Here is a 25,435-nt window from a genome sequence, read left to right as displayed (position 1 = left end):
CCCGTCAAACGACATTTATTTTTTTTATCGTCGTTATTTAATTTATGAAGTATGGTGATTAATTCGTCAAGACTTGGTTGCAAAATAATCAAAAAAGATGCTCTAAATCAAAAGATTGATTAAAAAACGTACTATTTATAAGGTTTTTACTCTAACAACCTTCATGTATTCCATCTCAAAACCAGCGATTACTTCTGTCGCTCGATAATAAGTTAAATTAACCCGTGAACCTTTAAGCGATCGATAAGGCTGCTTGCGCTTATACTTAAACGGCGAATCAACTCCTTCGAGCATTAGAGTGTTAACAAACCAGTCACCATCGTCTCTTTGTACGTGCGAAGTCACCTTTTTGGATTCACTGTGGATCAGTTGTTGATGTTCATTGAGCAGTTTTTTAACGTCTTTATTCATCGGGCTTTACTGATGTAGATCGGATAAAACTCATTTTACACTAGAAAGCTTGTGCTTTGCCTTTTAAAATAGCGGCAATTTAAAAAATCGTAGTCATTGTATGTCACACCAACGTTTACTTGAGCCAATTCAGCAGTTTCTTCAATGTGAAACGCCTGATGCTTGGATAGAAAAAGCAAAACAGCCAGAAAATTTAGAAGTGCTGCTCATTGATCATATGATCTGTGAGTTAAAAGCTGCGCAAACGGCTATGTACTTAATTCGCAAGTATGCCGTTGATAAAGAAAGCGGCGATGCCTTACTCGAGTGGTTGGCGCCGTACGAACAATTTATTTATAAAAAGCAAGGCTCTCTTGCAGATTTAGCCAATAAAAATAAATTATCGAAGCAGATCATCCCTAAAAGCGATTCGCCGTATGGCCAAGATTTGATTGATAAAATGGTTTTACTCATCAAAGAAGAGTTACACCATTTTTATCAAGTATTAGAAATTATGGATAATCGCGGTATTGAGTATTATTCCATTACGCCAAGTCGCTACGCCAAAGGCCTGATACGTCACGTTACTAGCTATGAGCCAAATACCTTAATTGATAAATTAATTATTGGCGCATATATTGAGGCGAGATCGTGTGAGCGTTTTGCTAAATTAGCGCCGTATTTGGATGATGAGCTGAACAATTTCTATGTCTCATTGCTACGCAGTGAAGCGCGTCATTATCAAGATTATTTAGCGCTTGCCGAGCAAATAGCCGGTGGCGATATTTCAGCAAGAGTAAACTACTTCGGTCAGTTAGAAGCACAACTAATTAGCACCCCAGATCGTGATTTTAAGTTTCACAGTGGTGCGCCAGAATAATCGTTAGAGGAAATAACATGCCAAAGGCAAGTGAAGTAAAAAAGAATACCGCAATTGAGCACAATGGCTCAGTGGTTATGATCAAGGATATTAGTCGCTCCGTGCCGCAAGGCCGAGCAGGTGGTAGCCTATACCGTATGAGAATGTACGATGTCGTCACAGGCGCTAAAATTGACGAAACCTTTAAAGACGTCGACATGCTTAAATTAGCTGACTTAACCCGTCGTGATGTGATGTTTTCATACATTGATGGCGATGAATATGTCTTTATGGATAACGAAGATTACACCCCCTATAACTTAAATAAAGAGGCAATTGCCGACGAGTTATTGTTTATCAATGAAGAAACAACCGGTATTCAAGTCATCATTATTGACGGTAGCGCGGTTGCACTTGAATTGCCATCAAGCGTTGAGCTAGAAGTTGTTGAAACCGATCCGTCAATTAAAGGCGCATCGGCAACCTCGCGTACTAAACCGGCTGTGTTATCAACCGGTTTAACCGTGCAAGTACCTGAGCATATTTCAACCGGTGATGTGATTAAAGTGAACACTGCAGAATCAAAGTTTATGGGCCGTGGTGATAAATAATTTATTTATTCACCCATTAAGTATGGAAAAGCCAAGTCGTTGACTTGGCTTTTTTGTTACTGCTTTTACCACTAAACAACTAAGTTTACTGAGCAATAATATCGACTTGGCGCATATTGTTTTGCTGAGAAATGACTACGCGATATTGAACATCGGCATTAGCAAAGTGCAAGGTTAAACGACCGCGCTTAGTTTCCTGGCTGGTTACTTCACCTAAGCTATCGCGATAAAATGCAACAATTTCTTGTTGTGACGAGCGCGTGTAAAAGTTAGCAACATAGGGAAGCTTTGCTGTATCTTGGTAGAATACACGCGCATCTTCCATCAGCGGGAGTTCAATTGTCGTCCCTTGTGCAAATGCACAGTGCACATATAAGCTGGTTAAAATCGCTAATGTGCTCGCTAAATTTTTCATGCTTTATCCCTAAAAATACTTCTTTAGCCGACAATGTATGATCAATGGTTTGTTCGGTCAACTTATTCGTAGTTGCCATGAAGATAATCTGCTCGATAATTATCAACCCAGAGGGCTGTTGCGCCGCAAATGGCAACCGGCATGACAATTAGGTTCAAGACAGGGATCATCGCAAATACGGCGACAGTAATACCAAAACTAAAGCTCAGACCTTTGTGTTGATTGAGCGTTCTACGCATTTCTTCAAAGGCAATTTTATGGTTATCAAAAGCGTAGTCTTTATATTGAACTGCCATCATCCACGAAACAAACAAGAACCACAATATCTGACCTATCAATGGCAGCACCATTAACAAAATTAAAAAGCCGAGTGCGCGTGGAATATAATAAATAAGCTTTCGCCATTCGCGCTTTAAGGTACGAGGGATATCCTTAACAACATCGGCTAACCCGCCACCTCCAATCGGTTGATTGGTTAAAATAAGCTCCATCTTTTCCGCCAAAAGGCCGTTAAAAGGTGCGGCAATCCAGTTTGCTACAGCGCTAAAAATAAACGAAAAAACGACTAACACGGTCATAACAGCAATTGGCCAAATGATAAAACTCAACCAGTTGAGCATTTCCGGTAACCAACCGGTTAGTTGGGCAATATAGTGATCGAGCTCGAGAAAGACAAAATAAAAGGCGATGGAAAATAAAATCAGATTAACTAGCAACGGGATCAAAACAAAGCGTTTAATTCCTTTAGATTGAATTAATGAAAAGCCTGCAAGGAAATATCCTGCCCCCGATGTCGCTGTTTGTTTTTTGTAAGGTGCTACTGCCATGAAAACTCCTAATAATTGTTTGATATCTGAACCAAACTCCTGATTTAGGTCATTATAAAGAATAAAATTTTATGCGACAGTGCAGACTTGTTACAAAGTACATATAAGTTTGATAAAGTACTGGGATAATTCCAATAATAAAATCAACTTGGGTTCTTAATATTACATGCGCCTCAAGCAAATAAAACTTGCCGGTTTTAAATCGTTTGTCGAGCCAACTAAAGTGCCATTTGTCCAGCAAATGACCGCGATTGTTGGGCCAAATGGTTGTGGTAAGTCAAATATTATTGATGCGGTGCGTTGGGTACTTGGCGAGAGCTCGGCAAAAAATTTGCGCGGCGATGCTATGACCGATGTCATATTTAATGGCGCAGCATCGCGCAAACCCGTTGGTCAAGCCAGTGTTGAATTGATTTTTGAGCATTCAGATAACACGGTCTCAGATTCTCTGGCGCAACACCTTGCAGATCGCAATGAAATTTCTATTCGTCGGGTGGTGAATCGAGAGGGCATTAATAGTTACTTTTTAAACGGTAGTAAATGCCGTCGCAAAGATATTACCGACATATTTTTGGGCACCGGCCTTGGTCCGCGTAGTTACGCGATTATCGAACAGGGTACTATTTCTCGGCTGATAGAGTCGAAACCGCAAGAGCTAAGGGTGTTTATTGAAGAGGCCGCGGGTATCTCAAAGTATAAGGAGCGCCGCAGAGATACCGAAAACAGAATTAAGCACACCCGAGAAAATCTAGCGCGATTAAGTGACATTCGCTTTGAACTTGGCCAACAAATTGAAAAGCTCGATCAACAAGCGCAAGCGGCTAAACGCTTTCGCACATTAAAAAGCCAAGAGCGCACGTTTAAAGCTGAGCTGGCCTTGTTGCGCCATCAAAAATACCAAGCACAAGCCCAAGCTGAACAAACGAAAATTAACCAGCTACAACAACAAATTGAGCAGTTGGTCCTCGACCAAATCGCCGCTGATAACCAAATTAGTAAGATTCGCACGGCCAACAGTGAACAGTCGCAAACGTTGGAAGCCCTGCAAAGCGAAAAAGTGCGATTATCGTCGCAAGTTGTCCGTTTAGAGCAAAATATTAAACACGCCACTAGCCGATTAAAGGTATTGAGCCAAGAGCGTGACAAGCATCAATTGCGTCATCAACAACTCGATGAACAACTCGCTAAAGAGCTGAGTGAGCTATCATCTTTGCAACAAATTATCGAGAAAACTTCACCCTTGGTAGAGCAAAGTAAAGCTGATTTAGGCGTGTTAAACGATGATATTAGTCAATTGAAACAACAGAGCCAAGATGCTCAAGCGCGTTATCAAGCTCAAGCACAGAAGGCACAGCAACAGGCGGTTAAAAAGTCGTCACTTCAAGTAAACATCGAACACGCGAAAACTAAACAGCAACAGCTTTTAGAGCGACAAAGACAACTCACACAAAAACTACAACAAGAAGACTCGCAGCAGTTAAATACGCTGATCGAACAAGAAGCGAGTCTGGTTGAACAATTAACTGCGCTGCAAACCTCAAGGCAACAAGAGTTGACTCAACACGGCGAGCAAACAAGGCTTTTAAGGCAAAACGCAACCAATATTGAGCAAAGCATTACACAAGCTAACTGGCAAATTAGTCAGTTGAGCCAACAAGCTGAAAAATTAAGCCAATCACTTGCTATAAGTGACGATGACAACTCGCTTGATGAGCTGTTGACTAACCATCAGATAACCTTAATGGGTAAGCTTTATCAACATATTCGCGTTGATGAAACATGGCTTGTAGCGGCAGAAAAAGTATTAGCGCCATATCTTGAAGCACAAATCACGGCTGATGACATCACGTCACTAACCGATTTTGACGGCCAGTATAACTATCAATTGCTGATAAAATCCTCACAACCTATACCCGTAAAGGCCAATAGCCTTGCCAGTAAAATTGATGGTATTGAGTTCTTTCCATGGTTAATTAGTCAGCTCAATCACATTCAACTCGTTACCCGCAGTAGCGAGCTTTCAGCGCAGGTAAATAATTTGGTTGACGGCGACTCGTTGATCACACCATCTGGCAAATGGCTTTCAGCAAATTTTATTTCTGTTGGCCAACTGCAAAACACGCCTGATGTCCTAGACAAGCAACATCAACTTCGCCAAATCGATGAGCAGTTAACTCAGCTAAACCAGCATCTAGAGCGTTTGAACGATGAGCATCAAGCAGCGACTCAATCGTGTGCCCAATCTGATCAACAATTGAACCAGATAAAGCAGCAGTTAATTGATACCGATGCGCAGCTTAACTCGGCTAAACAAACCCTAGCGCTTAATCAACAGGCCTACCGCCATCAGCTTACATTAGCTGAACAAGCGCAAGAGCAGCTAGCGCAGATTGACGAACAACTGATAGAACTTGAAGCACAGCTAAGTGAATTAATCTATTCACAAGACGAGCTGCAAGAGCAAGGCGATATCGATCTCAATACCTTGGAGCAAGCAAGCAAAGCGGTTAACGATGCGTTGAACCAAAAGCAACAGGCATTCCTTGAATTGCAACAAACGCATCACGAACATAAGGTCACACTCGAAACCGCGCTAACCAAGCAAAAATCAGCGCAAATACATCAGCTGCGCCTAGAAGAACAACTACATGGCTTGTCTGTACAATTGCAAGAAGTCGGTTTCGAGCAAGACAATCTCACTCAGCCATTGAGCACTGACGAGCAGGCATTAACTGAGCTGCAATTGCAATTACATCAACTGGAAGAAAAACTAGCTCTACAACATCAATTATTAGCTGGCGCATCAGAGCAAATAGCCAAGTGCGAGCAAGATAAAAAGCAAATATTTAGCCAAATAGAGCGCGATAAAGAAAGCCTCAATAAGCTTTATATCAACCAACAAAACTATCAGCTAAGGGCTGAAACAGCACTTGAAGCTATTCCAGAGCATATGAGCTTGTCGCAAATTAAAGCGAATATGCCAAGTCATGCAAAAGAATCGCTTTGGCAGGCAAATATAAACCGCTTAGCGCAAGACATTAGTCGCTTAGGCGCGATTAATTTAGCAGCTATCGATGAGTTTGAGGCACAACTAGCGCGTAAACAATATCTCGATCAGCAAGATAGTGATTTAAATCAAGCCCTAGAAACGTTAGAAGGGGCGATTGCCAAAATCGACCGAGAATCACGCGCTAAGTTTAAATCGACCTTTGAGCAGGTTAACCATGATCTCCAGCAACTATTTCCAAAGGTCTTTGGTGGCGGTAGTGCATATCTAGAATTAACTGGCGATGACCTACTCGACACTGGGGTAACTATCATGGCAAGACCACCGGGCAAAAAAAATAGCACAATTCATCTATTATCGGGTGGAGAAAAAGCGCTAACCGCTTTATCATTAGTTTTTGCAATTTTTAGACTGAACCCCGCTCCGTTTTGTATGCTTGATGAAGTGGATGCGCCGTTAGACGATGCCAATGTTGGCCGTTTTTGTAATTTGGTAAGAGAAATGTCTCAAACCGTTCAGTTTATTTATATATCACATAATAAAATAGCCATGGAAATGGCTTCGCAGTTAACTGGCGTAACCATGTATGAACCGGGTGTTTCACGCATGGTTGCTGTTGATATTGACGAAGCTGTTGCAATGGCAGAATTATCATAACGAAGGCGATACGATGGAAGATAATTTCAGAAATGCATTAATTATTATCAGTGCTGTTGTCATCGGAGCTATTTTGGTTCATGGCTTGTGGACTATCCGAAAAAATAAAAATCCTTATAAGCTTAAAACCTCAGATGAGCCAATAAGTAGTGAAGAACCTATTCTCGATAAAAGCGGATTTGACCAATACGGCGTTAGTGCGCCAAGAGTTGTTGAACACAGTGCATTAACTGGCGAGATCAAAAACCCGCCGCAAGATGACGAAATTCCATTACAACCAGCACCTGCGCCAAATTTTAATGACGAACCACTGCCGCAAGATGTTGCGGTAAAGCAACATCACGTTGAACTTGAGCAAAGCCAAGACGACAGTGCGTATCAGCCACCGCGTGTTGAAGAAGAGGTTGTTATTGAACAAAACCTTGAACAAAACAATGAACAAGCGCCAGTAACCAATTACTCGAGCCAGTCGTTTGAGCCTGCTGATGATCAGCAACGCTCGCAAAATATCGAAAAAACTATCGCGCTTGAGCCCCTTTACGAAACGCCAGTTACCCAACCCAAGGTAAAGCCAGCTGCTGCTGAGAAAGCGAAACCGGCCAAGAAAACCAAAGTTGCTAAAACGGAAAAAGAAGCGCTTAAACGCAATCAAATGGGGTTTAATTTTGGTGATATTGACGAATTGGATGCCAGTAAACCAGAGCCGACATTTGGTGAGCCTTTTGAGTTAGAGCAAGTTGAAGAGCCGAAAGTTGCGCCGGCTGAACCACAAAAAGTGGATATTGAGCCAGAAGTGTTGATCATCTCCGTGGTGATGCCTGAAAATCATGTAATGTCAGGCGCTGCGTTATTGCCTTCGCTACTCACGTTAGGCCTAAAATACGGTGACATGAACATTTTCCATCGCCATCAAGATAACGCTGGTAATGGCAAAGTCACCTTTAGTCTAGCTAATATGCTGAACCCTGGTACATTTGATTTAGACACAATGGAAAGCTTTGCCACTCAAGGGGTTAGCTTATTTATGACCCTGCCAAACGCCGGTGATCCATTTGAAGTGTTTAATCAAATGCTCGCAGCAGCACGTCACCTTGCGAGTGAATTTAATGCCCAAATTCTTGACGATAAACGCTGTGTTATGACCGCTCAAACCGAGCAACATTACATGACGAAAATTCGCGAGTTTGATCGCAAGCATCGCATTGCCCAAAAATAAGCCATAACGCTTGAAAGCTAGAGGGAATTTATCAGTTCAGCCTTCTAGCTTTATAGCCTTGCAGCCATTTATTGAGAAAGCCCTATGTCTGACCAAGCGATAATTGATCGTATTGAAACCCTGACCAATTTATTAAACGACTACAACTATCAATACTACGTGCTTGACGAGCCAACGGTACCCGATATTGAGTACGACCGCTTGATGCGCGAGCTAACGGCGTTGGAAAATGAGCACCCTGCGTTAAAACGCGCCGATTCACCGAGCCAAAAAGTCGGTGGTGAAGCACTTAAAGCATTTTCACAAGTGACTCATCAAATACCGATGTTATCACTTGATAATGTCTTTGATCAGCAAGAGTGGCAGGCGTTCATTAAACGGGTTAAAGAGCGTTTAAAAACGTCTACTCAGATAGCGTTTTGTGCTGAACCTAAACTTGATGGTTTAGCAGTTAGCCTGCGCTATCAAGACGGTATCTTGGTGCAAGCGGCAACCCGTGGCGACGGCAGTGTAGGTGAAAACATTACCGAGAATATTCGCACGATAAAAAGTATCCCATTGAAGCTTCGCGGTGATAATTTACCCGAAGTTCTGGAAGTGCGCGGTGAAGTATTTATGCCAAAAGCGAGTTTTGAAGCGCTTAATGCCAATGCCGTTAAAAAAGGTGAAAAGGTCTTTGCTAACCCGCGAAATGCAGCAGCAGGCAGTTTGCGTCAATTAGATTCGAAAATTACGGCATCGCGTAACTTGGCGTTTTACGCCTATGGCCTAGGTTTCGTTGGCGATCTCGACGGCAATGACTTATCTGAGGACGTGTTGCCAAACAGTCATTATCAACGCTTAACCTTGGTAAAATCGCTTGGCTTACCGATGTGTCCAGAAGTGAAGCTTTTGCAAAATGAAGACGAGTGCCAAGCGTTTTATCAAAGTATTCTTGATGCTCGCGATGCCTTACCTTATGAAATTGACGGTACGGTATTAAAAGTTGACAGTATCGAGCAGCAAAAATCACTCGGTTTTGTTGCCAAAGCACCACGCTGGGCTATGGCGTATAAATTTCCTGCGCAAGAAGAATTAACTATTTTAGAAGATGTCGAGTTTCAAGTAGGGCGCACCGGTGCAATCACGCCAGTTGCTCGCCTTAAACCGGTTTATGTTGGCGGCGTTACCGTCAGTAATGCAACGTTACACAACCAAGATGAAATCAATCGCTTAGGTATTAAAATTGGCGATACCGTCACCATTCGACGCGCCGGTGACGTTATTCCACAAGTAGTGAATGCCGTTGTTGCTAAACGCCCTGATAATGCCAGAGATATTGTTTTTCCTAGCACTTGTCCGGTGTGTGACTCTGCCGTTGAGCGGCCAGAAAACGAAGCAGTGTTGCGCTGTACGGGCGGTTTGTTTTGTGGCGCGCAACAAAAAGAAGCGATAAAACACTTTGCTTCAAGAAAAGCGATGGACGTAGACGGTCTAGGCGATAAATTAGTTGAACAGTTAGTTGATGAAAAGCTGATAAAGCACGCGGCTGATTTGTATCAACTCACCGAAATTCAAGTGAGTACATTAGAGCGCATGGGCCAAAAATCAGCGCAAAAACTGATTCGCGGTTTAGATGAGAGTAAATCTACGACCTTGGCGAAGTTTATTTACGCGCTGGGTATTCGCGAAGTGGGTGAAACGACGGCGAGTAATTTAGCCCAACACTTTCTAACCTTTGAAGCGATTCGCCACGCCAGTACAGAACAGCTCATTGAAGTTAATGATGTTGGTAGTGTTGTTGCGAAAAATATCGTCAGTTTCTTTGCTCAAGTGCATAATAATGAAGTGGTTGACGCTTTATTAGCCAGCGGTATTCACTGGCCGAGTATTGAAGTTAAGTCGGCAGACGAGCAGCCACTCGCTGATTTAACCTACGTATTAACCGGCACATTAAGCCAAATGGGGCGTAATGACGCCAAAGCTCACCTACAAAGCCTTGGCGCAAAAGTTTCAGGCAGTGTGTCAGCAAAAACCGACTACTTAGTTGCTGGCGAAAAAGCGGGCTCAAAATTAACGAAAGCGCAATCTTTAGGGGTTAAAGTACTCAGTGAAGATGATTTAATTGCACTTTTAAAAGCGCATCAGGTTTTATAATGACGAGTGTTGTACTCAATGCGCTGATTGAACTCGGCGCATGGTTTAAGCCCTATCAATATCAAGCGGCAATGGCGATTGTTGCGACCTTGTTAGTGTTATTTGGTAATCAAATTAACAGCCATATTAAGAAGATGTTCTCAAGGTATCACTTTGTCGTTCGAACCATTGCCTTTGTCGTAGTTTGCGCGTTCGGCTACGGCTTAGCAACGGTATGGTTAACTGGGCTTTTGCATCAGCAATTAGCAAAAGTGCCACTGGCGTACTTGGTGCCAGTGCATTTTGTTATCTTCACAGGCCTTGGTATGTACGCACAAAAACAGCGCCATATCTAATATTCATGGCCTAATGCGCTTGTCCTAATCTATGTAAAGCATCATTTTCAATAATGCTTAGCTTACTTTCTGTGGTGGTATCGTTACTATGTGGCTGAGCTAAGGTGGCGTTAATCATCGCGCTTGCCAAGGTAGACACGGCAATAGGCTTGTACTTCGCCAAACGGCCAGTATAGATAAATGGCAAAATCCGGCTAATTACATTGGCAATATGTTCGCCCAAGCGAAACTCTGCTCGATGACCACTAAGTAAACTCGGCCGACAAATCACTAAATTTTTGCCAGTAGTTTGCTGCAATGCTTCAATGATGTTTTGCTCGGTTAGCCCTTTACAGCGATTGTAAAACACTGAGCTACTGGCATCTGCGCCAAGCGCACTTATCATACAAAAACTGTGACAGTGGTTTGACGCGATTGCGGCGCGCCCAATCGCACTAATTAAATCAACATCAATGGCTTTAAACGCCGCTTGGCTACCTGCCTTTTTAATGGTTGTGCCCAATGCACAATAGATCACATCAACCTTGTGCGACTCAATTAACTCAGTGAGCTGGTGATGATGATTAAAATTAACAATATGTGTGTGAAGCTTGTCGTTTTGCTTTATCGCATTTAGCGGTTTTCTTAACGCTAGATGAATTTCACTAACTGCATGATGGTCAAGTAATTGCTCAACCAGCGAATTGCCAGTTAAGCCACTGGCGCCGAATATAAGTACTTTCATGATGTTGCCCTAGTTAGGATCATCAAAGTGGCATAAACAAAACCTAGTGCTGGCAGGGGCAAAAGAAAACTAAATAATAGGGTTTCAGCCCATTCAATGGTACGGTAAAAGCGGTAGGCTAGCGATTGCTGCTGTGCACTAAACTGCTTTGACGGCAGGGTTTTAAAGAAAAACAAAAATGCGCCAAGCACTAGCGCTTGCAGGGCAAAAAACAAAATAAATAGCGCCAAGGAAATAAGCGGTGTTGGCGTTTGATTAGCGATTTGATATTCCAGAGCCGCAAACAGTACAAAAGATAAAAAACTCCACCACAGCAAGTGCCAGCGTTTAGGGTAGTATTTTTGGGCGATATCGTGATAGTGTTCTGGTGAGAACCAAAGCGCAGACAACATAAACTCAATTTTTTGATAAATAATGCGCAATAATATAATGGATTGGTGATGTTTAAAATGACATATCGACTTTTATCAGCGACATTAACGGCGTTGATCGTACTGACTAGCTATTCAGTGATTGGACAGGTAAAGACCCAAACACACAGCCAAGAGCAAGAACAGCCGATTGCTAGAGCACTTAAAGACAACAGTGAAAAGGTGTTTTCTATCTCAGAGGATAAAAACTTCAGCCATTGGTTGACCATTAAACCCGTTGAATTAAAAGATAATAGCGGCTTGGTTTACCTAGGCGGCAGGATTTCTCAGGCACAAGTTGATAAGTACCTCGCCCAAATGAAAACACACTTAGGCGATGACTATGATACCTTTCGGCAAAACCAAGGAGCAAGAGATCACTATAGCTTTCATTTAACGCTGATTAATCCTTATGAATATCAAACCATTGATACCAGTAAACTTGATTTAGCCAAGGGGATAGCAGTGGAACTGCTCGGTTTAGGACGCGTATCTAATGACAAGCATACCGCCTATTACGTGGTTGCTCATTCACCTGAGGGGCAATACTTTAGGCAACAAGTTAAACTCGGCCACAAAGATTTTCACGTTACTTTAGGTTTCAACCAAAGTGACGTTTACGATCGCGGTAAAGGCCGAGACACGTTACTAAAAAATTAATTCATTAATTGTCGTTAACTTGGGAAATGATATACCGGCCTCGACAATCACTCCTGCATCGTGTTACTTGCCTGCATCCATGCAGGCATTCGCCGATATAACGATTATGAGTCATTCCGACGATTATGAGTCATTTCTACGATTATGAGTCATTCCGACGAAGGTCGGAATCTAAAAACATACTTAACTGAATGATGTTGGGCACACGTCGGCATCTAAAAATATGATGAACTGACTAATATTAAGCAGATTGCCTTCCTTTTTCGAGCTAAATATCACCCGTTATCTTGCTAATAAAAATTAACTACCCTCATAAAGTGCCCAACGGATAGGCGCTTGATTGAATTCCTTTTTAATTTCTTTACATGTCTTTACATGTTTTCTGTTTAATAACTGTTATAAAAATGTATCTACACTAATCTGCTGTTTTAAAAGCTTATTTTTGTAAACAGCTACTGATAAGGGTAAGTAATCAAGCGTGGCTTCGGCACGCTAAAGGCAGTGATAGAGAGTATTCGCTTTAGCTAGCTTGAGAAATAGGTCTAATAATGGAGTATATATGCAAAAATTAACCGTGTTTATGGTGTTCATGTTAGTAGTGGTAAATTGCTATGGTGATCAACTATCTGCTCAAGATAAACCACAAGATTTAACTGACGAAGAATCGCCTGCAGTTCACGAGCTAGACCTTGAATCTATTGATCCCTTAATTCGACCCCAAGATGATTTTTACAAGTACAGTAATGGTATTTGGCTAGAAAACAATAAAGCGACCCTCAAGGAGAGATATAAGGGGACTTTTGCTGAAGTGAATCAATTGGCGGAAGACAATGTGGCTCTTTTAATAAAAGATGCGGCGAACACAATGAGCGACACCACCGAGCCTACACACAATGTTATTGGTGCACTATATCAAAGTTATATGGATATAGAGGCACTGGAGGCCAAGGGATTAACCGGACTTACTCAAGATCTGGAAAAAATTGCGGCGATAAAAACCGAAGCTGATGTAATCAACTTTATAGCGGCTAAAGTACCCGAAGGCGCAGCGTATTTGTTTGAGGTGACAGTAGGCCGAGACCAAGGCGATAGAAGTATGAACGTTGCTTATTTAAGCCCAAAGCAATTAAACATTGGTATGTACGATTACACTACGCATGACGCGAAAAGAAAAATGGAGTACTCAATCGAAAAATATTCGACCTATGTTGAAAAACTTCAAAAGCTAGCGGGTATAGATGACGCAAAAGAAAATACTGAAGAAATTATAGAAATTGAAACGGAGTTAGTCAGTTTTAATAAAAAAATTGATTATAAGCAGCGACAAAAAGATCCAGAATATTACTACAAAAATTTTTACTTTCCCCATACCCCAGATGAAATTGCCGCGTGGAAAGGCGAAATTAATTGGCGAAACGTGTTGACCATTCTGGGTTTAGAAAATGCTGAAAAGATCATTGTGACCGATCCTGGCTATTTCAAAAAGCTCAGCAAATATATAGATGATATTTCGGTTGGCGATTGGAAAATGTATCTCACATTTTTGACGATAGATAACGCGATACCATATTTACCTGAAGCTTATCAAAAGCAGTATTATCGAAATGCGTTGTTTTACCCTAGATGGAAGATGGAAAAAAAGAGAGAAAAACGCGAGGAACACGCCGTTAGCTTTGTTAACCACCACCTTAGTGAGTTGGTAGGCCAGCTCTATGTAGAAAATAGCTTTTCTCCCGAGCAAAAAGGTGCAATTAAAGCCTTAACTGAAAACATCTTGCAGGCGACGACTAATGTTATTGATGATTTTGAATGGATGTCGGCATCAACCAAGACAAATGCAAAAGACAAGTTAACTAAAATCAACTTTAAAATTGGTTACCCCGACGAGGGCGGGTTTGCCGATTACAGTGGCCTTGAGTTATCTTCCGAGAATTTACATGGAAATATGCTCGCGTTAAAGCAATACCGTTACGCTAAAGATATTGAAAAGATTGGTAATCCAGTCGAGCGCAAGACATGGCAAAAGGCACCACAATGGGTGCAAGCTAGGTACAATGTGTCTGATAATGACATTGTACTTTCAGCAGCCTTTTTACAGCCGCCTATGTATGATCAACAAATGACTCCACTTGTGCTTTACGCTCGAATTGGCTCAGTAATTGGTCATGAGATAGGTCACGCTCTATTCGGCCCTGCTAGCTTCTATGATGGAGATGGTAACAAAGCTAACTGGTGGGCTGAAGAAGATAGGGCTTATATCGAAAAGCAAAATAATAAACTCATCGAGCTTTATGGTAATTTCCAAATAAGATCTGGGATTTATGTTCAAGGTAAGGACACGTTGAATGAAAATATTGCTGATCTCTTTGGTCTGAAAGTCGCCTTTGAGGCATTTAAACTTGTCAATAAAGACACCTCGCTAGCATTTGACAATGGTTATTCTTGGCAACAGCGTTTCTTTATCGCCCATGCGCAGTCTTGGCAAGAAAAACTTATGTCATATACACAAACCCGCATGGCGTTTAATGATGAACATAGTCCATCGCGTTTCCGTGTTGTTGGTGTCATGATGAACCTACCTGACTTTTATGATGCTTTTGAGGTTGAAAGTACGGATAAACAATACCTTGCACCAGAAAAACGGGTCGCGCTGTGGTGATGACTTTTATACGAAATATGGATTTTATCGAAAGAGCTGAAAAATCAAAAAATAGGATTAAACGCTCATGCTTTTAAGAAAACATTTTAAACAGTTTCCACGCATGACATCTTTAATACTAATTTGCTTGGTTATTTGTAGTTTGCTGATAACAGGTGTAAGTGAAGGAATAACGTTATTATTCTTCATATTTTATTGGAGAGGGGGGCTTTATGAATTAATTTATGGTTCAATTCTACTAGTTTTATTCACGTGCTTAGTTATTAATTTAATAAAAACTAATGCAGAGCTAGTTAAATCTTTGACGTATATCGCTGCGAATACATTATTAATTAGTTTGTTATGTAAGATTTGCGTAAGTTTAATGTTGTCAAGCTACGGAACAATTGGCCATTACCAGATGGGCAATTCGTTAATAACATTAATACTACTAATTGCTTTGGTTATTATTCATCGAGAAAACTTTCCTACAAAAAATATATGGTTGATATCACAAGTTGGTTTGCTATCAGGTATTTCTGTAATCGCTTTTATTATTGTGGGCAGTATTACATCACCATCTAATTAGAGCGAAAAAGCACTAACGGACAACAAACCCATCAAATTTAGAGGAGGCCTCCAAAATTACCCTAATTGCGGCGGAGTATTTAAGCTTGTTTTTGAGGAGGACACTTGGTTATGGGTATTAATAAAGGTACAACTCAACTATTGATGATTATGCTCGTCTCTTACTTTATTTTATGGGCAACTAACTATATTAGTTCAGAAATTTTATCTTTAGTACCATCTGACTACGCAGAGTTTTATGAAAGCCAAAGTCAAAAAGAATACCTTTCACAAAGTGAATTCGAGCAATTAATTAATAAACAAGATGAATACCACCAGACGACTCGGCAACAAGGCGATGAATCATTATCACTGATAGCTGTAAAGTTGATAATGGTAGTATTGTTAATAACTAATTTTATAGCCTTTAAAGGCTTACAGTTAAAAGTACCAACGCTAGTTTTTTACTTGACCTATTCTGTTGTATCCACTGCTTTTGTTGTTTCTTTTAGTGCTTCAGTAGTTCTGGGAATATCACTTGCCTTTGTTATTTTACTTTTATTGCGACGAAAGCAAAGTTTTACTTAGCCAATGCTGTGAACAGAAAAAACGGTGTAGGGGCAGATCCTATGGGTAATTTTTAGATTGAGCTAAGAGGTCATAATGAATAAATTTTTGATTTTTATTAATGTGTTATGCATCACTTTTTCTATTCAGGCAGGTGCATGTAGCAAAAATCCTGAAGAGTTTGCGAATTATTTACAGGCGATTGTTGCTAGAGGTGACAAAATATCGTTTCAAAAACTTTTGGCGCTCCAACTAAATGGGGAAGCCAGCAAAGCAGAGCAAATTGACTATGTCTTCAATAGCCAACTATCCAATATACGAACCATGCTCATGGACGAAGAAACAAAAGTTTTTGTGAAGCCATTTATAAATTTAGACGGTGAGGCAACGAATAAATTCCTTATTGTATATTACAACCCTACTATTATTGACTTTACCAAGCCAGTATCGTTGGAGCAGTTGGGAAAACACTGGCAAAGTGGTTATATTGAAACCGCTATTGAACTCGTTAATGACAAGTGGTTTTTTATAGACTCTGCTTTTTATCAAGGCTCGTCGCCTTCATGGTTTGAGGATTACTAAATTTTGGGGTACCAAGTACTGTTTTTCCTGCTTAATTCAGTCCGTTGGTCGTGAGATAAATCAAGATCTAATGGTAACTCCAAGTACTGAAGATTACGGTTACTAAAATATGATGAAGAACATTTACTTTATATTTTTGATACTAGTTGTTGTTGTTTCGCGTTGTTCTTTTGAAAGTAATGTCAGGCTTAATTTAGTAAATGAATCGGCGTATTCAATAGAGAAAGTAGAAATAGTAACAAATGATGAGATTGTTATTTCTAGCTTTTATGTCAATGAAAAAACACCCATAGCTTTTTCTCTGGATTATGAAGGAACTTATCGAATTATAGTGATGACCTCCGGAGGTATCGTATTTGAACAAGAGGGTGGTTATATGGTAAATCGACTAAAAGTCATAGATAAGTTTGTGCTACTCAATGAAGGACTCACTTATCAACGTGTTAGTACAGATGTTAATTCATATTTAAACTCAATGAAATTTAAGTTGTACTAATTGAAATTAACGCAACAAATAGCCTTTAATGGTGATTTAGACATACTAATGATAGGAATAGACAGTATTCGGCAGTGTGTGAGTAGTTAATTTTATAAATATCAATAGCTTGAGGAAGCTTTACGCCTACACCAAACCCTTTGTCTGCATCGGGTAGCTTTTTTGATTCAATACACATACGCGGTTAGAAACTTACGAGGACAATTTTTAAAATGATTTTCTATTTCTTGCTTTACATAGTTGTTTGGGCTTTGGTTTTACTGGCTAGTCGGAGAAAAGAAATACGATTAAAAAGTCTTATCGTATCTCTCATATCATTTTCTATATCAGCCTTGTTGTTAATAATTTGGAATTTTTTCGTAGGATCTTATTTGATGGATGAGTCATTAGAAACGGGTGCTTCAGTTGCTTTCAGCTCGGCTTTTTCAATCACTATATTATTCATATATTCATTGATGATTTATATTGTTTACTGCTTGTGCGAGGTATTTAAAAACAAGCTTTAGGTAGTGCAATAATACAAAATAGTGATGCCCAGGTAGTGGTGTGTCACATGTAAACACGCGCAGTTCGACGTGCGTTAAACAATAGCAGTCAGTTGAATTGTAGCCAAGTAGGTAATATCGCCGTCAATAGTTCGTACTTATTTGAATGAGTTTATGCGGGCGTGCGAACCTTCGAACGCATCAGGTTAAACTTTAATCGCGGCAGCGCTTTTAATGGCAATAAGGCTACCCTGATTATGTACTAGATCATGGTCACCTTAAAATGAGAGTTGATTCTAATGCAGTTGACTCAGAGGAGTATCTAAATAATGAGATTTAAGTTTCTTGTACTTTTGTTGGTGCTAGTCACGACATCTGCCATGACGGCTGGATTAGACACAGAGACATCAATACTCTTGAATTCAATTGATGAAGTAATCAAAGTTGACAAATCTAAGTTGGCTGAAGGGGTTGAGCTGAAAATAATCAAGACCAAAAAGTGGGAACGGTGTGCGGAACAAATGTGTGCTAATGAAAGGCTATTCTTTTTGGTGTCGGAAAATGATTTTGAAGGAGGCTTGTTGGATGGTTATGAAATAACGGCTTGTCAAAAATATAGTGAAGTAAATACAACATTTACGCCCAATAAAAGCGAGACCGTAATCACATTTAGCTGTGATTCTGCCCAAAAAGAAAGTTACAGGTATTTGATGCAAGGTCTTAACATTATCAAATTAAACTAACTTTTTTATGAGGTTTAATACTTCGCCATATTAAAAAATGGTTATGTACCATCTCTATTGTTTTATCGCTTAAATGACCTATGAGGAGTTGATCTAATTCGTCAGCATATGGCTAGTTCAAATGGCAGTGATTAAAATTAAACTTATTCCCTTACTTCATTGAAATTATTAAAAAATTACTGTGATAAAATTGTGATAATTTTGTGATTTTATCTTGATATTTGCCTTTCATACTCAAGTTGTCATTAAATCGATAACAAGGATAAAAAATGAAAGGCAAATTACTTACACTGGCGGCAACAATGGCGCTAAGCCCGTTCTCTATGGCGCAGCAGCTTGAAGTTACCGTAACCAACCTCACTAATGGTATCCATTACACACCGCTGATTGTTGCGGCGCACGATGATAGCGTAGCGCTGTTTTCACTCGGCCAAACAGCTAGTGCTGAGCTTCAAGCTATGGCTGAAGGCGGCGACATTTCAGGTTTAGCCATGGCGCTTAATGACGCGAGCGCTGATGTTGTTGAAAACCCCGCTGGCGGTTTACTTGCGCCGGCTACGTCCACCATGACCAGCATGGATACTGCCGATGGTAATATGTATTTATCTATCGCCGGCATGATGTTGCCAACGAACGATGGCTTTGTTGCACTCAATGCGTGGCCGATCCCAACCGAAGCGGGTACTTATACCGTATACCTAAACGCTTATGATGCTGGCACAGAAGCCAATGATGAAATTATCAATGGTGGCGGCGCAGCAGGTACACCGGGCATTCCTGTTGCACCAGGTGGAGATGGTGGTACTGGCGCTACTGGCGTTACCACAGAAGAAGCTAACGACATGGTACACATTCACCGTGGTGTATTGGGTGATGATAACCCGAGCGGCGGCACAAGTGATTTAGACAATACCGTGCACCGCTGGTTAAACCCTGTTGCTAAAGTTACTGTTGTTGTGATGTAGGAGGCTTTATGAAACGCTTGCCTAATATCTTAAAATTCGGTGTACTGAGTTCCGTCTTGGTCTTATTGAGTGCATGCTCTGATAGCGATAACGACTTGCCAACACCGCCAGAGCCACCAACACCTGAACCGGTAATTTATAGCTATCAAGTAACGGTGACGAATCTAACTTATGGTCAACCTATGTCACCCGTTGCCGTTGTGCTGCACGATGAAGGTAATCTCTTTAACTTGGGAGAAAGTGCTAGTGAGGCGATTGAGATGATGGCTGAAGGTGGTGACAACAGTGGCTTATTAGAAACTTCGGTGGCCTTAGTATCGGCAACGAGTGACGGCATCTTGATGCCGGGAGCCTCAACAACCATTGAGCTAACGATCCAAGATACGATGCCAGTGCAGCTCTCTTTGGCAACTATGTTAGTTAATACCAATGACGCCTTTACTGGTGTTAATGGACAATCGATTGCTAATTTAGCCCTAGATGAAAGTATTTCGCTATTAACCAGTTCATATGATGCAGGAACAGAAGCAAATAGTGAAATGATGGGCACCATTCCTGGGCCTGCCGATGGCGGCGAAGGCTTCAATGCTGAGCGTGACGATATCCTCGATGTTGTGACAATGCATTCAGGCGTGGTATCAGTAGACGATGGTTTATCATCATCGGTACTTACTGAAGCGCATAAGTTTGATAACCCAACGATGAGAGTGGTGATCACTCGCTCACAATAACGGTTATTGAACCGGTCACTATTTGCGATAAAAAGCGGATAGTGACCATGCACCAAAACGTATTATTAGTTGAAGACGATCCAGATTTAGCCAATTTAGTCGCGTTACATTTAACCGAGTTGCAGCTCAAGGTGTTTCATGCAAGTTCTGGCGAGCAGGCGCTAAAACTAGCAGTTCAGCATGACATTGATCTGGTCATACTCGATGTTATGTTACCGGGCATATCAGGCTTAGATGTTTGTCGTGAACTCAAAACCAAGCAACCGGAGTTATCCGTTATTATGTTAACTTCAAGAGATTCTGAAACCGATAGGGTACTTGGCCTAGAGTTAGGCGCAGATGACTATATCAGCAAGCCTTACAGTGTCCGTGAATTACAAGCACGAGTTCGAGCGCAATTGAGAAAACTAGCGCTGTTTAAAACACTAAAATCAACAGAGCAAACCGAACAATCAATTCGCTTGGGCGATTTACAAATCAATCATTTAACCCACCAAGTTATCTATAAAGACGAAGTGGTTGAACTAACGGCAACGGAATACGAATTACTTCATCATTTGGCCAAGCACCCCGATCAAGTCTTTTCACGCTCGCAACTACTTTCTTCCGTTTGGGGCTATCATCACAGTGGTTACGAGCATACCGTTAACTCACATATCAATCGTTTAAGAGCAAAACTTGAGCGCAATGCGACTAAACCTGAAATCGTCCAAACCGTCTGGGGCGTTGGCTATAAATTTAATCGACGCGGTGTTTGTGCGTGAATCTATCGCTCTATCAAAAACTCACGGTAGTATTGAGTGTGCTATTTGTTTTTATCGGTAGCGTATTTTATTTTTGGGGAGCACATTTAGAGGAAAAAACACGCTTTGAATCTCAGCAACGCTTGCATTTGTCACTAGCGCCCAGCCTAGTGAGAGATAACCCAGTATTGCAGCAAGGCGTTTATGATTACGACGGCCTGAATAATCTTTTTCATACCTTGATGATCTTAGGGCCGGCATTTGAATTCTACCTGCTTGATAAGCAGGGCAATATTTTAACCTACTCAGCCGATAACGCCTTGGTCAAACGCAAGAAGGTGAGTCTTGAGCCCATTGATAACCTCATTCAATATCGCCACCCTCTGCCGGTTTATGGTGATGATCCTAAACACCCATCTCGACAAAAAATCTTTTCAGCAACCCCGATTTTTAGTGGTTCAACTTTGATGGGCTATCTCTACATTATTGTAGCGGGCGAGCGTTACGTTGATACCTATGAGCAGGCCAAAAGAGCTCTCGGCTTGCGGTCTCTATCGCCATGATCGTTATTGGTCTAATCGCTTTGTTTATTTTAATGCTGTGGCTATTTCGAAATATTACCTCGCCATTGCGTCTACTCAATAAGGAAATGAAGTTAGTGACAGAGCAGGGCTTTAATCGCAGCAATGTCGCATTAAGCCATTGGCGCAATGATGCAAAAAATGAAGTACATCAACTCGGTGTTATCTTTACCGATATGATGTCCCACATTGAACGGCAATTTAATCAACTGCAACAGGTCGATAGCCAACGCAAAACACTGCTTGCTGAAATATCACACGATTTACGCACCCCGTTAACATCACTGTACGGCTATTTAGAAACGTTACAGTTGAATAAGTCTGAACTGACACCTGAGCAAGAGCAAGTTTATATCGCAACAGCGCTCAGAAATAGTTGCCAACTACGCCAGTTAATTGATCAAGTTTTTGAACTCGCTCATATTGAAAGTGGCCATGTAAAAGTGATTAATGAACGCTTTAACCTAGTGGAAGTGCTTTACGATATTGTTGAAAAGTTCGCGTTGAAAGCTCAGCAACACAACATCACATTAGTGTTCGAGCCTGAAACTCATTATATGATGGTAGAAAGTGACTTAAATAAACTAGAGCGAATAATTAGCAATTTAATCGATAACGCACTGCGCCATACTCCGGCCAATGGAACCATAGTGCTATGTGCGCTAGCCATTAACAATGGTGGGTATCAGGTTTCAGTTAAAGATAGTGGCGTTGGTATTGCGTCAGAGGAATTAGCTAATATCTTTAACGCCAGATTTCAAGCCAGTAATAGTGCGAAAACCAGTGAACAAAAAAATATTGGCCTTGGCTTAACCATTAGTCAAAAACTCTGCGAGCTGCTTGGTAGCCAAATTTCAGTGACCAGTAAATTAGGTGTTGGCAGTGAGTTTAGTTTTAAATTGGTATAAGCCATTAATTTATTGTCAATTTCCTCATCGAGCCATAGAATATTAGCCAAGACTGAATCGATTCTAGGGATTATCATGAAACGCACATTGATCACTTCGGCACTATTGCTTGCTTTAACTGCCGCTGGATGCAGCACTTCTTCGACGGGACGCAACAAAATCGCCTTTATGGACCAAAACCAACTCAATGCCATGGGCGCTGAATCTTTTGAAGAAATGAAAAAGAAGCAAAAAGTCAGTACCGATAAGAAAACTAACGACTACGTTCAATGCGTTGCCGATTTTATAACCGTTCACGTACCTAAAAGTGCACATGATGGCGAATGGGAAGTTGTTGTCTTTGATTCAGACCAAATTAATGCTTTCGCACTGCCCGGTGGCAAAATTGGCGTTTATAAGGGAATTTTAAAAGTCGCTGAAGATCAACACCAGCTTGCTGCAATTATGGGGCATGAGGTAGCTCACGTGATTGAAGAGCATGCTAATGAGCGAATTTCTGCTGAACAATTAGCAGGCCTAGGCTTGATTGCTACGGGTGTTGCCATAGGTGATATGAATGTTGAACACAAGGCACTAACGATCGCAGCATTAGGTATTTTTGCCGAGTATGGTGTGTTAATGCCTTACGGCCGCTCACATGAAACGGAAGCCGATATCGTTGGTCAAGATTTAATGGCCAAAGCCGGTTTTAATCCTGAAGCGTCAATTAAGTTATGGCAAAACATGGCGAAAGCGAGCGGAGGCAATCAACCGCCTGAGTTTTTATCAACTCACCCGTCAAATCAAAGTCGAATTAAAGAGTTGCGTGGTAACTTAAGTAACTCGTCCCCGCTATATAAAAAAGCAACGGCAAAGCCTAATTGTGTAAACCCTATCAAGGCGTGATTTTAAACTTTAGGGGTCAGAGTCAGTTGACTCTGACCCTACAAATTAGCCCAACACATTACTTGGTCGCTTTATTAAACATTAATAAGACAACCACAAACAGCACCATAGGATAAAAAGAGTAGGTCACTACATCAACGGGAGAAATCTTCATGGTCGTGCCGAGTAACAATGCTTGCGCACCATAGGGGATTAACCCTTGGCTAATACAAGCAAAAATATCCAATAAACTCGCCGATTGCGCTGGTGTTAACTCAGCATCCGTTGCTAATTCTTTCGCGGTATCACCGGTCACAATAATTGAAACTGTATTATTGGCGGTAAAAAAGTTGGTAAAAAACGCTAACATACCAATACCAATACCGGCGGCTCTTTTCTCATTGTTTTTACTCATTGAACGGGTAATTGATTCAATCTTATGCGTTAGCGCCGTTAAGCCGCCTTGCGCCTTAACCAAAGCACTCAAACCACCGATAAATAGCGATAAGATGAAGATGTCTTGCATGTTACTGAACCCAGTATTGATATCGCTAATAAAGGCAAAAACTTCGTAACCTGAAGTCATATAACCAATTAAAGCCGCAGTTAAAATACCAACAGTTAATACGATAAATACGTTTATGCCTAACAGAGCTAAGGTCAGGATTAACAGGTAAGGTATCAAGCCAATAAATTCAATATCACTTGATGTTTGATAACTAATGCTCTCGCCAAGTAGAGTAAAAATCACTAAACAGATGATCGCAGCTGGCATAGCAAACTTAAAGTTGGCTTTAAATTTGTCTTTCATATGAGCGCCTTGGCTTCGTGTCGCGGCGATGGTGGTATCAGAAATAATCGACAAGTTATCACCAAAAATAGCACCAGAGATGATAACACCGGCTATTAGAGCAGGGCTAACATCAGCTGTTTCAACAAAACCTAACGCAATAGGGGCGATTGCCGCGATTGTTCCCATCGACGTACCCATTGCCGTAGCAATAAAGGCTGAAACAATAAATAAACCCGGTAGCAGCAGATATTCAGGAAATAGTGCTAACCCCAACTGAACACTGGCATCGACACTACCTGTAGCTTTAGCAACAACGGCAAAAGCGCCGGCAAGTAGGTAAATCATACACATGGTAATGATGTTTTCGTGACCAGCACCCCGAATAAACTGACCAATTTTTTCCTCTATCGGTGCTTTACCTAAATAGAGCGCGACAAAAATAGCGGGTATTATCGCAATACTGGCGGGAAGTTGGTAAAACGCAAAATCTTGACCTTGGTAAGTTAAATACATACCGGTGCCTAAAAACAGGCCTAAAAAGACCAGAAATGGTATTAGCGCTTTAAAGCTGGCGCGATTTTGATTTTGGTTTGCCATCGAGTTTCCATTAACTATTATCTACTTGCGTACCTTTGTAGCATCTTTTTTCGGTGAGGTAAAAATTAAACAAAGGTGTAAAAGTGTGAGCATTATAGTGGCGTAATACGATGTGTCAATCTAGATGTTTAGATGGCTAAAGTGTTTTAAGTTGTTATCATAAGTTATTAGATTAAGTTCGATAATTTCTGGTGAAATGACTACATTCGCCACTAGGATTGTGCTAAGATCTGCGCCGAAATTTTTAAGTGAAGAAAAATAATGTCTGATACAAAATTTGAATCAATTGAACAACGTGTAAGTTACGGTGTAGGTCGTCAATTAGGTGACCAATTGCGAAACAACCCTTTCAAAGACTTCGATGTAACAGCAGTACAAGCTGGTTTAGCCGATGCATTAGCTGGCGAAGCAAGCCAAGTAAGCGACGAAGCATTAAACGAAGCATTTTCTATCGTTTCTCAAAAGTTACAAGAGTTAGAGCAAGCAGCAGCTAAAGAAAAAGCAGCTGAAGGTGAAGCGTTCTTAGCTGAAAATGCTAAACGCGAAGAAGTGACAGTTACTGAATCAGGTTTACAATATGAAATCTTAGCAGCTGGTGATGGTGAAAAGCCAACAGCGGCTAGCACGGTTCGTACACACTACCACGGTACCTTCATCAATGGTGACGTGTTTGATAGCTCATACGATCGCGGTCAACCGGCTGAATTCCCAGTAGGTGGCGTTATCGCGGGTTGGACTGAAGCACTTCAGCTAATGCCTGTTGGCGCTAAGTACCGTTTATACATTCCGTATAACTTAGCGTACGGTGAGCGTGGCTCTCAAGGTGCTATCCCACCATACTCAGCATTAGTCTTCGATGTTGAGTTATTAGATATTTTATAATGATTAAGCCGGGTTTCCCCGGCTTTTTTATGAATGAGCTTTTGCC

General features: G+C 41.1%; 25 protein-coding genes. 19 read left to right on the top strand and 6 right to left on the bottom strand.

Features of this window, described 5'->3' with window-relative positions:
- Nucleotides 1–135: 135 nt before the first annotated feature.
- On the bottom strand, nucleotides 136–411 hold the full coding sequence (locus LP316_RS13360; protein WP_193021644.1) for a hypothetical protein: 276 nt from the start codon (nucleotides 409–411) through the stop codon (nucleotides 136–138).
- Nucleotides 412–511: 100 nt separating this feature from the next.
- Between LP316_RS13360 and miaE the strand changes: the two genes are divergently transcribed.
- Nucleotides 512–1,270: a tRNA isopentenyl-2-thiomethyl-A-37 hydroxylase MiaE gene (gene miaE / locus LP316_RS13355; RefSeq protein ID WP_193021643.1), complete on the top strand. Its 759-nt coding sequence runs from the start codon at nucleotides 512–514 to the stop codon at nucleotides 1,268–1,270.
- Between the two features lie 17 nt (nucleotides 1,271–1,287).
- A complete protein-coding gene (gene yeiP, locus LP316_RS13350; RefSeq protein WP_193021642.1) occupies nucleotides 1,288–1,860 on the top strand; it encodes an elongation factor P-like protein YeiP in 573 nt (190 codons plus the stop codon).
- An 85-nt stretch (nucleotides 1,861–1,945) separates the two neighbouring features.
- Here the strand turns inward: yeiP and LP316_RS13345 are convergent, their stop codons facing one another.
- Nucleotides 1,946–2,275: a hypothetical protein gene (locus LP316_RS13345; protein WP_193021641.1), complete on the bottom strand. Its 330-nt coding sequence runs from the start codon at nucleotides 2,273–2,275 to the stop codon at nucleotides 1,946–1,948.
- 62 nt (nucleotides 2,276–2,337) lie between these two features.
- Complete coding sequence (gene cysZ, locus LP316_RS13340; protein WP_193021640.1) at nucleotides 2,338–3,102, bottom strand: sulfate transporter CysZ; 765 nt, start codon at nucleotides 3,100–3,102, stop codon at nucleotides 2,338–2,340.
- 166 nt (nucleotides 3,103–3,268) lie between these two features.
- Between cysZ and smc the strand changes: the two genes are divergently transcribed.
- The 4 genes from smc to LP316_RS13320 all read left to right on the top strand — a co-directional run bounded on the left by smc (nucleotide 3,269) and on the right by LP316_RS13320 (nucleotide 10,453).
- Nucleotides 3,269–6,766 (top strand): chromosome segregation protein SMC, encoded by a 3,498-nt coding sequence (gene smc, locus LP316_RS13335; RefSeq protein ID WP_193021639.1) that lies wholly within the window; start codon nucleotides 3,269–3,271, stop codon nucleotides 6,764–6,766.
- A gap of 13 nt (nucleotides 6,767–6,779) precedes the next feature.
- Nucleotides 6,780–7,982 carry a cell division protein ZipA gene (gene zipA / locus LP316_RS13330; RefSeq protein ID WP_193021638.1) on the top strand — a complete coding sequence of 401 codons (1,203 nt, stop codon included), beginning with the start codon at nucleotides 6,780–6,782 and terminating at the stop codon, nucleotides 7,980–7,982.
- Between the two features lie 84 nt (nucleotides 7,983–8,066).
- Nucleotides 8,067–10,118 (top strand): NAD-dependent DNA ligase LigA, encoded by a 2,052-nt coding sequence (gene ligA / locus LP316_RS13325; RefSeq protein WP_193021637.1) that lies wholly within the window; start codon nucleotides 8,067–8,069, stop codon nucleotides 10,116–10,118.
- Complete coding sequence (locus LP316_RS13320) at nucleotides 10,118–10,453, top strand: DUF3392 domain-containing protein (protein WP_193021636.1); 336 nt, start codon at nucleotides 10,118–10,120, stop codon at nucleotides 10,451–10,453. Before ligA ends, LP316_RS13320 begins: the two co-directional genes overlap by 1 nt.
- Nucleotides 10,454–10,463: 10 nt before the next feature.
- Here LP316_RS13320 and LP316_RS13315 read toward each other — a convergent pair whose 3' ends face one another.
- Nucleotides 10,464–11,177: an NAD-dependent epimerase/dehydratase family protein gene (locus LP316_RS13315; RefSeq protein WP_193021635.1), complete on the bottom strand. Its 714-nt coding sequence runs from the start codon at nucleotides 11,175–11,177 to the stop codon at nucleotides 10,464–10,466.
- Nucleotides 11,174–11,569 carry a hypothetical protein gene (locus tag LP316_RS13310; protein ID WP_193021634.1) on the bottom strand — a complete coding sequence of 132 codons (396 nt, stop codon included), beginning with the start codon at nucleotides 11,567–11,569 and terminating at the stop codon, nucleotides 11,174–11,176. The genes LP316_RS13315 and LP316_RS13310 overlap by 4 nt, the downstream gene beginning before the upstream one ends.
- Nucleotides 11,570–11,626: 57 nt before the next feature.
- On the opposite strand from LP316_RS13310, the gene LP316_RS13305 reads away from it, so the two are divergent.
- The 12 genes from LP316_RS13305 (at nucleotide 11,627) to LP316_RS13250 (ending at nucleotide 23,138) form a co-directional block, all read left to right on the top strand.
- Nucleotides 11,627–12,247: a hypothetical protein gene (locus LP316_RS13305; protein WP_193021633.1), complete on the top strand. Its 621-nt coding sequence runs from the start codon at nucleotides 11,627–11,629 to the stop codon at nucleotides 12,245–12,247.
- Between the two features lie 559 nt (nucleotides 12,248–12,806).
- On the top strand, nucleotides 12,807–14,906 hold the full coding sequence (locus LP316_RS13300) for a M13-type metalloendopeptidase (protein WP_193021632.1): 2,100 nt from the start codon (nucleotides 12,807–12,809) through the stop codon (nucleotides 14,904–14,906).
- A 678-nt stretch (nucleotides 14,907–15,584) separates the two neighbouring features.
- Nucleotides 15,585–16,040, top strand: coding sequence for a hypothetical protein (locus tag LP316_RS13295; RefSeq protein WP_193021631.1), 456 nt, complete (start codon nucleotides 15,585–15,587; stop codon nucleotides 16,038–16,040).
- A gap of 75 nt (nucleotides 16,041–16,115) precedes the next feature.
- On the top strand, nucleotides 16,116–16,601 hold the full coding sequence (locus LP316_RS13290) for a hypothetical protein (RefSeq protein ID WP_193021630.1): 486 nt from the start codon (nucleotides 16,116–16,118) through the stop codon (nucleotides 16,599–16,601).
- Between the two features lie 109 nt (nucleotides 16,602–16,710).
- Nucleotides 16,711–17,097 (top strand): hypothetical protein, encoded by a 387-nt coding sequence (locus LP316_RS13285; protein ID WP_193021629.1) that lies wholly within the window; start codon nucleotides 16,711–16,713, stop codon nucleotides 17,095–17,097.
- Between the two features lie 814 nt (nucleotides 17,098–17,911).
- Nucleotides 17,912–18,325 carry a hypothetical protein gene (locus LP316_RS13280; protein WP_193021628.1) on the top strand — a complete coding sequence of 138 codons (414 nt, stop codon included), beginning with the start codon at nucleotides 17,912–17,914 and terminating at the stop codon, nucleotides 18,323–18,325.
- 269 nt (nucleotides 18,326–18,594) lie between these two features.
- The gene (locus LP316_RS13275; protein ID WP_193021627.1) at nucleotides 18,595–19,290 is read left to right on the top strand and encodes a spondin domain-containing protein; all 696 of its coding nucleotides are present in this window, start codon (nucleotides 18,595–18,597) and stop codon (nucleotides 19,288–19,290) included.
- Between the two features lie 8 nt (nucleotides 19,291–19,298).
- Nucleotides 19,299–20,021 carry a spondin domain-containing protein gene (locus LP316_RS13270; protein WP_193021626.1) on the top strand — a complete coding sequence of 241 codons (723 nt, stop codon included), beginning with the start codon at nucleotides 19,299–19,301 and terminating at the stop codon, nucleotides 20,019–20,021.
- 47 nt (nucleotides 20,022–20,068) lie between these two features.
- The gene (locus LP316_RS13265) at nucleotides 20,069–20,785 is read left to right on the top strand and encodes a response regulator transcription factor (RefSeq protein WP_193021625.1); all 717 of its coding nucleotides are present in this window, start codon (nucleotides 20,069–20,071) and stop codon (nucleotides 20,783–20,785) included.
- Nucleotides 20,782–21,327: a hypothetical protein gene (locus LP316_RS13260; protein WP_193021624.1), complete on the top strand. Its 546-nt coding sequence runs from the start codon at nucleotides 20,782–20,784 to the stop codon at nucleotides 21,325–21,327. Before LP316_RS13265 ends, LP316_RS13260 begins: the two co-directional genes overlap by 4 nt.
- Nucleotides 21,324–22,253, top strand: a complete 930-nt coding sequence (locus LP316_RS13255; protein WP_193021623.1) for a sensor histidine kinase — start codon at nucleotides 21,324–21,326, stop codon at nucleotides 22,251–22,253. Before LP316_RS13260 ends, LP316_RS13255 begins: the two co-directional genes overlap by 4 nt.
- Nucleotides 22,254–22,328: 75 nt before the next feature.
- Nucleotides 22,329–23,138: a M48 family metallopeptidase gene (locus LP316_RS13250; protein ID WP_226960748.1), complete on the top strand. Its 810-nt coding sequence runs from the start codon at nucleotides 22,329–22,331 to the stop codon at nucleotides 23,136–23,138.
- 58 nt (nucleotides 23,139–23,196) lie between these two features.
- On the opposite strand, the gene LP316_RS13245 is transcribed toward LP316_RS13250, so the two are convergent.
- Entirely contained in the window at nucleotides 23,197–24,507 is a 1,311-nt protein-coding gene (locus LP316_RS13245; protein WP_193021622.1) for a Na+/H+ antiporter NhaC family protein, read from the bottom strand.
- 261 nt (nucleotides 24,508–24,768) lie between these two features.
- On the opposite strand from LP316_RS13245, the gene LP316_RS13240 reads away from it, so the two are divergent.
- Nucleotides 24,769–25,389 carry an FKBP-type peptidyl-prolyl cis-trans isomerase gene (locus LP316_RS13240; protein WP_193021621.1) on the top strand — a complete coding sequence of 207 codons (621 nt, stop codon included), beginning with the start codon at nucleotides 24,769–24,771 and terminating at the stop codon, nucleotides 25,387–25,389.
- The last annotated feature ends 46 nt before the right edge of the window (nucleotides 25,390–25,435 follow it).

This window comes from Thalassotalea sp. LPB0316, assembly GCF_014898095.1.
Classification (GTDB): domain Bacteria; phylum Pseudomonadota; class Gammaproteobacteria; order Enterobacterales; family Alteromonadaceae; genus Thalassotalea_G.
This window is presented reverse-complemented; position numbering and strand designations above follow the sequence as displayed.